Genomic DNA, 12,992 nt, shown 5'->3' with positions numbered 1-12,992 from the left:
GTCACAGCACTCCCATCAGATAAACGAACGAGAACACGCAGATCCACACGATGTCCAGGAAGTGCCAAAACAGGCTGAGGCACAGAATCCGTGGACGCGTCATCGGGGTGATGCCCTTGGTCGAAAGCTGCACCAGCATGACCAGAATCCACACCAAACCCACGGTGACGTGAAGGCCGTGGGTGCCGACCAGGGTAAAGAACGACGAAAGAAACGCGCTCTGATCAGGGCCGTAGCCCTGATGAATCAGATGCTGAAACTCGTACACTTCCATGCCGACGAACGCGGCACCCAGCAGGAAGGTGATCGCCAGCCACGCTTTTACTTGGCCGACGCGCTCGGCGTTCATCGCCAGCACGCCCATACCAAAGGTGAAGCTACTGAACAGCAGCAGGAAGGTTTCCACCAGCACGAAGGGCAGCTCGAAGATATCCGCCGCCGTGGGGCCGGCAGCCGTGCCTTTCATCAGCACGGCGTAGGTAGCGAACAGTGACCCGAAGATCACCAGGTCACTCATCAAGTAGACCCAGAAGCCAAACACTTTCGTGCCGGTCGCGTCGTGGTGCTCATGGGGCTCGGCTGCGGCGCCATGATGTAGGGTATCGGTGGCCATTACGCTCGTGCCTCCACATAGTTGGTCTGTTCACGATCAGACGCTGCGCTACTCGGCGCAGAGGTTTTGCGCTTTTCGTGCTCGCGCTCGATGCGCGCCACTTCAGCGGCGGGCACGTAGTAGTCGATATCTTCGTTGAATACACGTGCTAGGAAACTTACCACCGCACCCAGCGCGCCGACGGCGGCCAGCCACCAGATATGCCACACCAGCGCAAAGCCTAGAATCAGCGCGAAGAAGCTGATGACCGGCCCCGCCACGGTGTTACGCGGCATGTGAATATCGGTGTAGGGCGCTTCGTCCAACTGCTCGTTACCCCGCTGCTTTTGCGACCAGAAGCTGTCGATATCACCGACTTCCGGCAGGCGCGCGAAGTTGTAGAACGGCGCAGGCGACGAGGTCGACCACTCCAGCGTGCGGCCATCCCAGGGGTCGCCGGTCAGGTCGGCATTCAGCTTGCGGTCGCGGATGCTGACCCAGAACTGAATGATGGTGCAGGCAATCCCCATCATGATGATCACGGCACCTACCCAAGCCAGAATCATCCAGGGTTGCCACTCAGGATTCGCGTAGGACTGCATACGGCGCACGGCACCGAAGAAGCTCAACACGTAGAGCGGCATGAACGCGACGTAGAAGCCGATGAACCAGCACCAGAACGAGCGCTTGCCCCACTTCTCGCTCAGCGTGAAGCCGAACGCTTTGGGGAACCAGTAGGTCAGGCCCGCCATCATGCCGAATACCACGCCGCCAATAATCACGTTGTGGAAGTGGGCAATCACGAACAGGCTGTTGTGCAGCACGAAGTTAGCCGCCGGGAGCGCCAGCATCACGCCAGTCATACCGCCTAGGGTAAAGGTGATGATGAAGCCAAGGGTCCACAGCACCGGCGAGGTCAGCTCAAGGCTGCCGCGGAAAATGGTAAACAGCCAGTTGAACACCTTCACCCCGGTGGGGATGGCAATGATCATCGTCATGATGCCGAAGAAGGCGTTCACGTTGGCGCCAGCACCCATGGTGAAGAAGTGGTGCAGCCACACGATAAACGACAGCAGCGTGATGGCCACCGTGGCCCAGACCATGGTTTTGTAACCAAACAGACGCTTGCGCGCGAAGGTGGCGATGACTTCAGAGAACACGCCAAAGGCCGGCAGAATCAGAATGTACACTTCCGGGTGACCCCAGGCCCAAATGAGGTTGACGTACATCATCATGTTGCCGCCAAAGTCATTGGTGAAGAAGTGCATACCGAAGTAGCGGTCAAGCGTTAGCAGCGCGATGGTCGCGGTCAGAATCGGGAACGAGGCAATGATCAGGACGTTAGCGCACAGCGACGTCCAGGTAAAAATCGGCATGCGGAACAGGGTCATGCCTTGGGTGCGCATTTTCAGAATGGTAACGAAGAAATTAATGCCGGTGAGCGTGGTGCCTATCCCGGATATTTGCAGTGCCCATATCCAGTAATCGACCCCCACCCCAGGGCTAAACTCTATCCCCGATAAAGGCGCGTAAGCGAGCCAGCCGGTTTTGGCGAACTCCCCTACCACGAGGGAAATATTGACCAAAATCGCCGAGACGGCGAACAGCCAGAAACTCAGGTTATTCAAAAACGGGAAAGCAACGTCGCGTGCGCCGATTTGCAGGGGCACCACCAGGTTCATCAGGCCGATGACCATGGGCATCGCAACGAAAAAGATCATGATCACGCCGTGGGCGGTAAAGATCTGATCGTAGTGTTCAGGAGGGAGATAACCTGCGGCCCCACCGGCCGCCATGGCTAATTGGGTACGCATCATAATCGCATCGGCAAAGCCGCGAAGCAGCATGACCAAGGCCACCACGAAGTACATGATGCCGAGCTTTTTGTGGTCAACGGAGGTAAACCACTCGTTCCACAGCCAGCCCCATTTACGGTAGTACGTCAGTGCGCCCAGTAGCGCGGCACCCCCAATCGCCATGAAGGCGGCAACGACCATAATGATCGGTTCGTGATACGGAATTGCTTCTAACGTGAGTTTTCCAAACATGCTTAACCCCCCGCTTCAACGCTTGTGGGATGGCCGCCCAAGGCGTGGTCATCACCTGCATGCTGATTGGTAACGTGGCCGATCGCGGCCTGCTGTTGCGACCCGTTGGCGCTCTCTAGCTCGCTGGATTCGCCGTGGCTATCGTGGGCATCACTGATGGCGTCACCGTGGTTTGCATGACCGCCGTGCCCACTGCCGTCACCACTGTGGAAGCTGCTGACGATCGACTCATACAGCTCGGGCGTGACCGCCGAGAAGTACTCCACCGGGTGATACTCCGTCGGCTGCGCCAAGGCTTCGTAACCATCCGGGAAGGTCAGGGTGTCGTCGGCGGCACGCACGTTTTCCACCCAGGCGTCGAATTCCGCCGGAGAGGTGACGTGGGCATCGAAGGTCATCCCAGAGAAGCCAGCACCGCTGTAGTTGGTGGAACGGCCGGGGTAGACGCCCTCTTCGTCGGCAATCAGGTGAACGTCGTTATCCATGCCCGCCATGGCGTAGATCTGGCTGCCTAAGCGTGGAATGAAGAAGGCGTTCATTACCGAGCCAGAACTCACTCGGAAGCGCACGGGGGTATCTACCGGGAAGGCCAGTTCATTGACGCTAGCAATGCCCTGTTCCGGGTAGATGAACAGCCACTTCCAATCCAGCGCGACGGCTTGGATCTCCATGGGTTCCACGTCGCTTTCCAGCGGTTTGTGGGGGTCCAGGCTGTGGGAGGTTTTAAAGGTGAGAAAGGCGAGTACGGCAATGATCAAGCAGGGCACGGTCCAAACGGCCGCTTCGATGGCGTTGGAGTGCGCCCAGTCCGGCAGATACTTGGCGACGCGGTTACTGCGCCGGTAGCGCCAGCCAAACAGCAGCGTCATCACGATGACCGGAATGACCACGATCAGCATCAGCCCAAAGGAGGTCAAAATCAGCGAGCGTTGCTCGACGCCAATCTGCCCCTTGGGATCCAGCAATGCAGAACTGCAGCCCGTTAACAGCAAGCACAATACGACGAGCACAAAAGTGCCTCGCCTGCGCCAGTGGGTAGGTAGTTGCATGGTGTGATCTCATCAGAGAGTTGTCTAAAACAGCCTGCTGCTTGGCGGACGTGTAGCCAACTAAGTAGCAAGCTAACTATCACCCCATACTTTTCCCAGAACAGTGAGCGCAACTGCGTTGCTCCGGGAAAAATATGCGCCACCTTATGGGGTTGGTGGCGAGCCTTGGCCGTGCACCTTGCGTGCATCAACTAAGACTAAAGTATTTTCTATTGATCTGGGTCAATCAGAAAGAGACGTTATGCCGCACCCTGCGCACCCGTTGGGTGCCAAGCAGCATCCTCTCTGTTTAGGCGAGCGTGACGCTCAAGGTGGGCAGTGGATGGCGCTCCAGCAGGCCAGGGGCTCGCTCATCGTCGGTGACGACGATATCGAAATCCTCCAGCGAGGCAAAATAGGCCGGGCGCACCACGCCAAATTTGCTGGCATCGACCACCAACAGCCGCTGCATCGCCGTGGCAATGGCCGCTTGTTTGGGCCCGACTTCATGAAAATGAAAGCAGCTTACGCCTCGTTCGCAATCCACGCCTGCGGCAGAGATCAGTGCTTTATTGATGCCCAAACGCTCGATAGCAGCGCCCATGCCGTCGCTACCAAACGATTGGGAGGAGGCATAGAACAGTCCGCCCAGCAGCACCAAGCGCACGTTGGGCAACCCGGCCACGGCGTTGGCCACGTTGAGCGCATACGTCACTACGGTTAATTCGCGGAAGCGGCTGAGCTGGCCCAGCAGCGGAATCAGTGTGGAGCCGCAGTCGATGAACAGCGTGTCGCCCTCTTCGATAAAGCTGGCTGCACGCTGGCAAAGCCGCTGCTTCACTTGGTAGTGACTCGCCTGCTGTTCGGTCAGATCGTACACCGGCGTCACGCCCGGGTAGCTGGCCATCACCAGCCGCCCACCCAGTAGACTAATGGCCGACGGCTGCGTTGAAAGGTCCCGACGAATGGTCATTTCGGAGACGCCGCACAGCTCGGCAGCATCGCGAAGATGCAGCGTTCCCCCGCTAGCCAACGCTTCTTGCAACATCGCCATGCGCTGTGCGCTCCGATCGTTCATGTCTGGCATCTCCTTATGATTCATTTTGTTATCAGCACTAAGCCCTACCAGGCGCTCTATGCTGAGCTAGCCCCTCGCTGATTTCCACTGCTACGCACGTTTATCACCCGCATATGATGCGCTTATCACATTTAAATAGCGTTGATGTGACAATACTTGCAAATCAACGTTAAAAAAATAACACTCAATGTTATAATTTTAACATCAACGCCAGCCCACACGACCCATAACGTCGGAACGCCAGCCCCTCTGGCCCCGAGATACAAACCTGTTGAGGCTTCCATGACTGCTCTATCCCACTCTCGTTCTTCTTCGTTCGTCACGCTTGGCGCTGGCGTTTTACTGGCCAGTGCTGCCGTAGCAACCCCTGCGTTTGCCGACGATGCCGAGCCGCAAACCCTCGACCGTCTGTGGTCGTTTGCCAACGTTTCAGTCAACTACCTGGACTGGTCGAACGGCACCGAAGCACGCACCGCCAGCAACGCGGCGAAAAGCGACTTTACGTTCGTTGAAATCGAAGGCGGCGTCGGCTTTAGCTGGGGCGAATTCTACGGCTTCTTCGATTTCGAGAACCCGACCAACGACCAGTTCGACCAAGCCAGCGGCGGTAAAGACAACTTCCGTACTGCGGGTAAAGTGACCTCTCACATCTACTTGGGCGACAGCCCGCTGTCGATTTACGCCCACCTGTACGATTTCCGCGACTACGGCTACGAGTCTCGCGAGCAAGACCAAATTCTCGGCTTGGGGTATCGCACCACGTTCGACAACGGCCTGTGGTTCAAACCGTTCATCGGTGCAGCCCGTGTGCAGAGCAATAGCTACACCGGCATGAACGGCTTCATGGCTGGCTGGGTCGCGGGCTACGACTTTACCGCCCTGAACCAAAACTTCAGCGTGACCAACTGGCACGAGCAGACCTTCGGCCGCGACGACGAGTACCTGACTCAGAACTACGTGGGCGACAAAGCAGGCAGCGTCGGTACCAACGGTGCGCTGAGCCTATGGTGGCACCCGTCCGATCTGATCACCACGGGCGTGCAGTACCGCTACTCAGAGAATAAACTGGGCACCCCGGACGCTTATCAAAACGCGATGATCTACTCAGTGAAGTTGAACTTACTGTAATCGCTCACACTCCTCACGATCCGAAGGTACTCCCATGACCCTCATCATGAGCTTGGTTGGTATGGTCACCCTGGTGGCCATCGCCCTGATCTTCTCTTACGACCGCAAGTCGATTCGGCTGCGCACCGTGCTGGGTGCCTTCGCCATCCAGGCCGGTATTGGCGCGTTCGTGCTGTACGTGCCGTTCGGCCAGGCGGTGCTTCAGGCCATCTCGGCGGGCGTTAGCCAGGTACTGGTGTACGCCAACGACGGTATCGGCTTCCTGTTTGGCGGCTTGGCCGATGTGGAAAACGTCGGTTTTGTGTTTGCCATCAAGGTACTGCCGGTCATCATCTTCTTCTCGTCGCTGATTGCCGTGCTCTACTACCTGGGCATCATGCAGTGGGTCATTCGGATTCTGGGCGGCGCGCTGCAAAAAGCACTGGGCACCTCACGTACCGAATCGCTCTCCGCGACTGCGAACATCTTCGTCGGCCAAACCGAAGCACCGCTGGTGGTGCGTCCGTTCATTGCCCGCATGACGCCTTCGCAGCTATTTGCGGTGATGTGTGGCGGCTTGGCATCGGTAGCCGGTTCCGTTTTGGCGGGCTACGCGGCGCTGGGTATTCCGATGGAGTACTTGGTCGCGGCCTCTTTCATGGCGGCGCCGGGTGGCCTGCTGTTCGCCAAGCTGATCATGCCGGAAACCCAAGACGCTGAAGACAGCGACAGCGTTTCCAAGGTCGATGAAGAGCTGAAAGAGCAGGACGACAAACCCACCAACGTGCTGGATGCAGCGGCCTCCGGTGCAACGTCTGGCCTAATGCTGGCAGCCAACGTCGGTGCGATGCTGCTGGCGTTCATTGGCCTGATCGCGCTGATCAACGGCATTTTAGGTGGCGTTGGCGGCTGGTTCGGCTTTGAATCGCTGAGCCTTGAGCTGATTCTCGGCTGGCTGTTTGCGCCGCTGGCCTTCCTGCTGGGCGTGCCCTGGGAAGAGGCGACCCTGGCGGGTTCGTTCATCGGCCAGAAGCTGGTGGTCAACGAGTTCGTGGCCTACATCAACCTGGCCCCCTATATCGATGGGGAACAGGTGGTGGCGGCAACGGGTCAGATGATGACCCCGCACACCATGGCGATTCTCTCCTTTGCCCTGTGTGGCTTTGCCAACCTGTCGTCCATTGCGATTCTGCTGGGCGGCCTGGGTAGCATTGCCCCCACGCGTCGCAAGGAGATTGCCCGCTTCGGTGTGAAAGCCGTCTTGGCCGGTACGCTCTCTAACTTGATGTCTGCTTCCATCGCCGGCTTCTTCATTGCGCTGAGCAACGTCACGGCGTAACGCAGCGAGTACGACACCATGCAACGGGCGCTGCTATGTTTTCGCAGTGCCCGTTTTGTCTTTTATTGATTTGCGAGAATTTCATGAACGCGACTGCCTCCCCCCAGCTCACTCAAGCCCAACTCACCCAAGCCGCTCGCCAAGCGTTGACGCTGATGGATTTGACCAGTCTGAACGACAGCGACACTGACAGCGTGATTGAAGCGCTGTGCCAGCAGGTGAAGACGCCGTTCGGCAACCCGGCGGCGGTTTGCGTTTATCCGCAGTTCATCGTCACCGCCGCCCGCGCCCTGAGTGCCCACAAGTTGGACGGCCAAGTCAAGATTGCCACCGTGACTAACTTCCCCCACGGCGGCGACGACATCATGGGTGCTGCCCGTGAAACCCGCGAAGCCGTGGCGTCTGGCGCCCACGAAGTCGACGTAGTGTTCCCCTACCGCGCGCTAATGGCAGGCGACGAAGAGACCGGCCGCGAGCTGGTAGAAATGTGTAAAGCCGCCTGCGGCGGACAAGCGCAGCTAAAAGTGATTATTGAATCTGGCGAACTCAAAGCGCCTGCGCTTATCCAACGCGCTAGCGAGCTGGCCATTGAAGGTGGCGCGGACTTCATCAAGACCTCCACTGGCAAAGTGCCGGTGAACGCTACCCTGGAAGCCGCCGAGATCATGCTCAAGGCGATTAAAGCCAGCGGCAAAGACGTTGGCTTCAAAGCCGCAGGTGGCGTACGCAGCGCCGAAGACGCCGCCGAGTACCTCGCGCTGGCCGCTGATATCATGGGCCCGCAGTGGGTCACGCCCGAGCACTTCCGGTTCGGTGCATCCAGCCTGCTGAATAACTTATTGAACACGCTAAACGGCAATGCTGATGCCGTGACGAATGGAGGCTACTAAATGCCGTCTAACGCTTCTCACCACGCCCTGCTCCCCCAAGAACTGATTCGCCTGAAGCGCGACGGCCAGCCGCTGCCCGCTGAAGAGATCAAAGCCTTCGTACAGGGCATCGCCGACGACCGCATCAGCGACGCGCAGATTGGCGCCTTCACCATGTCGGTGTTTTTAAACGGCATGAGCCGGGAAGAAGTCGTGGCGCTGACCACCGCCACCCGGGACTCCGGCCACGTGATGCAGTGGGATTCGCTCAACCTGCCCGGCCCGATTGTGGACAAACACTCCACCGGCGGCGTGGGTGACCTGGTATCGCTGGTGCTCGGCCCGTGGGTCGCCGCCTGCGGCGCGTTCGTACCGATGATTTCTGGGCGTGGCCTGGGCCACACCGGCGGCACGCTGGATAAGCTGGAATCAATCCCCGGTTACGACCCCTACCCCGCGCCCGAGCGCTTCAGCGATGTCGTAAAATCCACCGGTGTGGCGATCATCGGCCAAACCGGCAACCTCGCCCCGGCGGATAAACGCATCTACGGCGTGCGTGATGTCACCGCCACCGTGGAATCCATTCCGCTGATTACCGCTTCCATCCTGGGTAAAAAGCTGGCCTCTGGCCTGGACGCCCTGGTCATGGACGTTAAGGTCGGCAGCGGCGCGTTCATGCCCACCCCGGAAAAATCCCGCGAGCTGGCGAAAAGTATCGCCAACGTCGCGACCCAAGCGGGCACGCCCACCACCGCGCTGCTCACCGATATGAGCCAGCCGCTGGCCCCCTGTGCCGGTAACGCGGTAGAGATCGTCGAAACCTTGGCGCTGCTGCGCGGCGAGCGCGCCAACAGCCGTGTGATGCAGGTCACCCGCGAACTCGCCGTTGAGATGCTGATTGCGGGCAAACTGGTGGCCAACCGCGAAGAAGCCCTCACCAAGCTGGATAAAGCGCTCACCTCTGGCGCGGCGGCGGAGGTCTTCGCTCGCATGGTGCGCGAACTGGGCGGCCCTGCCGACTTTATGGAGCGCTCGGACAGCTACCTGGCCACCGCCCCGGTGATTCAAGCGGTGTACCCCGAGCAGAGCGGCATCGTCCAGCGCTTCGATACCCGCGCCGTGGGCATGAGCGTGGTGGAACTGGGCGGCGGTCGCCTGCGTAACGACGCCAGCGTCGATCACAGCGTCGGCTTTAGCGATATCGTCGAAATCGGCGACCGCGTGGATAGCCAGCGCCCGCTGGCTATCGTCCACGCCCGCACCGAAGAGGCCGCCGCTCGTGCCGCCGCCCAGCTACGCGCGGCGGTCACCCTCGGTGACGCCGAGGCCACCGCCGACACCCTGCTGCAAGAGACCTTCCGAGGAGAAGCCTAATGCGCCGTGCCGTTGTCTTAGTACTCGACTCTTTTGGAATCGGTAGCGCGCCAGACGCCGCGACCTTTGGCGACCAGGGTGCCGACACTCTAGGCCACATCGCCGCTGCTTGCGCCCGTGGCGAAGCGGATACCGCCGAGCGTTCCGGCCCGTTGAAGCTCCCCAATATGGCCGCGCTCGGCCTGTTCCACGCCCACCGGGATGCCACCGGTAGCGTGGCGGAAGGCGTCAGCCTGCCCGAGCAGTTGAACGGCGCTTACGCCCACGCCAAAGAGATCTCCAGCGGGAAAGACACCCCTTCCGGCCACTGGGAAATTGCCGGTGTGCCGGTGCGCTTCGACTGGGGTTACTTCAGCGACAAAACCGATAGTTTTCCCCAAGCGCTGTTGGACAGCATCGTCGAGCAGGCAGACCTGCCCGGCGTAATCGGCAACTGCCACGCCTCGGGCACCGAAATCATTGCCCGCCTGGGCGAAAAGCATATCGCCACCGGCAAACCTATCGTGTACACCTCGGCGGACTCCGTGTTCCAGATTGCCGCCCACGAAGAGCACTTTGGCCTAGAGCGCCTCTACAAGCTGTGCGAAACCGTTCGCGAACTGCTGGAGCCCTACAACATTGGCCGTGTGATCGCCCGCCCGTTTATCGGCGACGACCGCGAAAGCTTTGCCCGCACCGGCAATCGCCGCGACTACAGCATCGAGCCGCCGACCCCCACCGTGCTGCAAAAGCTGGCTGAAGCCGGCGGTGAAGTGGTGTCGATTGGCAAGATCGCCGACATCTACGCCCACTGCGGCATTACCCACAAGGTCAAAGCCAGCGGCCACGACGCGTTGATGGAGGCCACCCTGGCAGAAGTGGCGCGAACCGCCAACGAAACTAGCGACCGCCCGACCATGATCATGACCAACTTCGTCGATTTCGATTCGGTCTATGGGCACCGCCGGGACGTGCCGGGCTACGCCGCTGCGCTGGAGCACTTCGATGCCCGCCTGCCGGAGCTGCTCGCCGCCCTTAACGACGACGACCTGCTGCTGCTCACCGCCGACCACGGCTGCGACCCCAGTTGGGAAGGAACCGAGCACACCCGCGAATACGTGCCAATCATGGTACGCGGCGCAGGCTTCACCCCCGGCCCGCTGGGCGAGCGCGGCACCTTCGCCGACATTGGCCAAACCCTCGCGGCGTTCTTCGCCGTCGATGCCATGGCCGATGGCGAGAGCTTTTTACCGAACGCGGCATAAAAGCCGACAACCCCATTAGCACGCTTATGTGCACGGCCTGAATGCCACTGATTGGGTTATTCAGGCCAAACATTTTTTAGAGAGGAGTGTTCCATGGCTACCCCACATATCAATGCCGAGAAGGGCGATTTCGCCGATACCGTACTGATGCCCGGCGACCCGCTGCGCGCCAAGTACATCGCGGATACGTACCTGGAGAACGTGCGCCAAGTGAACGATGTGCGCAATATGTTCGGCTACACCGGCACTTATAAAGGCCGCGAGATTTCCGTAATGGGCCACGGTATGGGTATTCCTTCCGTCTCCATTTACGCCAAAGAGCTGATTACCGATTACGGCGTCAAGTCGATCATTCGCGTCGGCTCCTGCGGCGCGGTACGCGACGATGTCAACGTGCGCGACGTGGTAATTGGCATGGGCGCCTGCACCGACTCCAAAGTGAACCGCATGCGCTTCAACGACCACGACTTTGCTGCCATCGCCGATTTCGAGCTGACCAGCCACGCCGTTGCGGCCGCCAAAGCGCAGAACGTGCCGGTCAAAGTCGGCAACATCTTCTCAGCGGACCTATTCTACAACCCGCAAACCGACATGGCCGAGCTGATGAAGCGCTACGGCATTGTCGGCGTCGAGATGGAAGCCGCTGGCCTGTACGGCGTAGCTGCCGAGTTCGGTGCCCGCGCACTGACCATCTGCACCGTGTCTGACCACATTCTGAAAGGCGACTCGCTCTCCAGCGCCGACCGTCAAACCACCTTCAATGACATGATGGTGATTGCGCTCGACACCGTTCTGCGCGACGACGCTGCCAACGCTTAACCGCTTGGGAACAAGCGCCCACTGAGAGGATAACGTCATGAGCCGTGCGGATCAGGCCCTGGTAGACACGCTGTTGACCACCTTGGGCAACGCCTACGCGCCCTACTCCAACCACCCGGTCGCTGCCGTCATGGAGTGCCCGGATGGTCAGCAGTTTGCCGGTAGTAACGTGGAAGTGGCCCACTACAAAGGGCTATGCGCCGAAGCCTCGGCCATCTCTGCCATGATTACCGCCGGCCAGCGTGAGCTTGCCAAGGTATACGTCATGGGCCCTGGCGAGCATCTCTGCACGCCCTGCGGCGACTGCCGCCAGCGCATTCGCGAGTTCGCTACCCCCAGCACGCAAATCATGGTGCTCTCCAAGCAGGGTGAAGTGCTAAAAACCTACACCATGGACAGCCTGCTGCCCGATGCCTTCGGCCCGGAGCAGCTGCCAGGGCGTTAAGAGGTTTCTCGTAACACCAGCGCCACCGGCAGCGACACGTGCCGGGGCGCTTTTCCCGCCAGCGCTTCGCTCAATAGCTCGACACTCATCGCCGCAATGGCTGCAATATCCTGGCGCACCGTCGTTAATCCGGTGGCTAGTGTAGGCAGGTCGTCAAAGCCGGTAACGGCCACGTCTTCGGGCACACGAATATCGCGATCTTCCAGCGCGGCGACACAGCCGAGTGCCAGCTCGTCGGTGGCGCAGACCAGCGCATCGAACGGTAGCTGCTCAGCGCCTTCCTGATTGAGAAAGCGATTGAGATGGCGGTAGCTGGTCAGGGAGTCGGAGGTAAACCGATGAGGCAGGTTCAGCAGCTGCTCGCTCAGCCCCGCCTCGGCCATCGCTTGCTGGTAACCGGAAAGGCGGCTGTGGGGGCGCGGCACGTCTAACTCCCCGCCCACGAAGGCAATCCGCGTTCGCCCTTGTTCGATCAGATGCTGAGTGATCTGGTAGAGCCCGGAGACATCGTCCGGGGCCACCGAAAAGCCCTCCCCCGCATTGCCAATGCGCACGAACGGTATGCCTGCCGCACGCAGTACGCTTGGGCGCTCGTCCTCCCCGGTTTCCCCTAACAAAATCGCCGCGCCCGCCCGTTCGGGCAGCTCATGGGTTTGGTCGTGGTGGAAAAAGATCGGCACCATGCCCTGCTGGTGCAGCGCGACGGTCAGGTGTTGATAGAGCAGAATATAGTAGGGGCGCAGCTCGATATCCTGCCGCCCAAGGGAGATTCCTACGACAGCGGCTTTGCCGCTGATGAGCTGCCGGGCCGCTGCGCTGGGCTGATAGGCCACTTCACGGCTGATGGTGAGGATTTTGTCGCGCAGCGCGTCGCTGATCCCCGGCTTGCCGTTCAGCGCCCGGCTTACCGAGGCAATCGAGACCTCGGCACGCCGGGCAATTTCACGAATGGTGGCGGTTTGTGCGCTCGGTTTGTTCTGTTTCATGCCATGCCTCAGCCAGTCGGGCCCTGATTGTACAAAAAGCGGGGCCGAAAAGCGCTGAATGCA

The 12,992-nt window shown here is 59.9% G+C and carries 12 protein-coding genes; 7 read left to right on the top strand and 5 right to left on the bottom strand.

Annotated features, from left to right (window positions below; genetic code table 11):
* Nucleotide 1: 1 nt before the first annotated feature.
* The 4 genes from cyoC to AB6K10_RS07815 all read right to left on the bottom strand — a co-directional run bounded on the left by cyoC (nucleotide 2) and on the right by AB6K10_RS07815 (nucleotide 4,746).
* Nucleotides 2-613, bottom strand: a complete 612-nt coding sequence (cyoC, locus tag AB6K10_RS07830; RefSeq protein WP_159341399.1) for a cytochrome o ubiquinol oxidase subunit III — start codon at nucleotides 611-613, stop codon at nucleotides 2-4.
* A complete protein-coding gene (gene cyoB / locus AB6K10_RS07825; protein ID WP_159341398.1) occupies nucleotides 613-2,640 on the bottom strand; it encodes a cytochrome o ubiquinol oxidase subunit I in 2,028 nt (675 codons plus the stop codon). The genes cyoC and cyoB overlap by 1 nt, the downstream gene beginning before the upstream one ends.
* Before the next feature lie 2 nt (nucleotides 2,641-2,642).
* Nucleotides 2,643-3,689, bottom strand: coding sequence for a ubiquinol oxidase subunit II (cyoA, locus tag AB6K10_RS07820; protein WP_159341397.1), 1,047 nt, complete (start codon nucleotides 3,687-3,689; stop codon nucleotides 2,643-2,645).
* Between the two features lie 289 nt (nucleotides 3,690-3,978).
* Complete coding sequence (locus AB6K10_RS07815) at nucleotides 3,979-4,746, bottom strand: DeoR/GlpR family DNA-binding transcription regulator (RefSeq protein WP_159341396.1); 768 nt, start codon at nucleotides 4,744-4,746, stop codon at nucleotides 3,979-3,981.
* Nucleotides 4,747-5,028: 282 nt separating this feature from the next.
* Here AB6K10_RS07815 and AB6K10_RS07810 point away from each other — a divergent pair, with 282 nt between their 5' ends.
* The 7 genes from AB6K10_RS07810 to cdd all read left to right on the top strand — a co-directional run bounded on the left by AB6K10_RS07810 (nucleotide 5,029) and on the right by cdd (nucleotide 11,943).
* Nucleotides 5,029-5,874, top strand: a complete 846-nt coding sequence (locus tag AB6K10_RS07810) for an outer membrane protein OmpK (protein WP_159341395.1) — start codon at nucleotides 5,029-5,031, stop codon at nucleotides 5,872-5,874.
* Nucleotides 5,875-5,908: 34 nt separating this feature from the next.
* Complete coding sequence (locus AB6K10_RS07805; RefSeq protein WP_159341394.1) at nucleotides 5,909-7,192, top strand: NupC/NupG family nucleoside CNT transporter; 1,284 nt, start codon at nucleotides 5,909-5,911, stop codon at nucleotides 7,190-7,192.
* A gap of 83 nt (nucleotides 7,193-7,275) precedes the next feature.
* The gene (gene deoC / locus AB6K10_RS07800) at nucleotides 7,276-8,082 is read left to right on the top strand and encodes a deoxyribose-phosphate aldolase (protein WP_159341393.1); all 807 of its coding nucleotides are present in this window, start codon (nucleotides 7,276-7,278) and stop codon (nucleotides 8,080-8,082) included.
* Nucleotides 8,083-9,435: a thymidine phosphorylase gene (gene deoA, locus AB6K10_RS07795; RefSeq protein ID WP_159341392.1), complete on the top strand. Its 1,353-nt coding sequence runs from the start codon at nucleotides 8,083-8,085 to the stop codon at nucleotides 9,433-9,435. It abuts the gene before it with no gap.
* On the top strand, nucleotides 9,435-10,679 hold the full coding sequence (locus tag AB6K10_RS07790; protein ID WP_159341391.1) for a phosphopentomutase: 1,245 nt from the start codon (nucleotides 9,435-9,437) through the stop codon (nucleotides 10,677-10,679). The genes deoA and AB6K10_RS07790 overlap by 1 nt, the downstream gene beginning before the upstream one ends.
* 93 nt (nucleotides 10,680-10,772) lie before the next feature.
* Nucleotides 10,773-11,498, top strand: coding sequence for a purine-nucleoside phosphorylase (gene deoD / locus AB6K10_RS07785; RefSeq protein ID WP_159341390.1), 726 nt, complete (start codon nucleotides 10,773-10,775; stop codon nucleotides 11,496-11,498).
* A 37-nt stretch (nucleotides 11,499-11,535) separates the two neighbouring features.
* Nucleotides 11,536-11,943: a cytidine deaminase gene (cdd, locus tag AB6K10_RS07780; protein ID WP_159341389.1), complete on the top strand. Its 408-nt coding sequence runs from the start codon at nucleotides 11,536-11,538 to the stop codon at nucleotides 11,941-11,943.
* On the opposite strand, the gene AB6K10_RS07775 is transcribed toward cdd, so the two are convergent.
* Nucleotides 11,940-12,929: a LacI family DNA-binding transcriptional regulator gene (locus AB6K10_RS07775; protein ID WP_159341388.1), complete on the bottom strand. Its 990-nt coding sequence runs from the start codon at nucleotides 12,927-12,929 to the stop codon at nucleotides 11,940-11,942. The genes cdd and AB6K10_RS07775 overlap by 4 nt on opposite strands.
* Nucleotides 12,930-12,992 lie beyond the last annotated feature (63 nt).

Origin of the sequence: Halomonas sp. BMC6 (assembly GCF_964204995.1) — a bacterium.
Lineage (GTDB): Bacteria > Pseudomonadota > Gammaproteobacteria > Pseudomonadales > Halomonadaceae > Vreelandella.
Note: the sequence above shows the minus strand (reverse complement) of the source record. Positions and strands in the feature narration are given on the sequence as shown.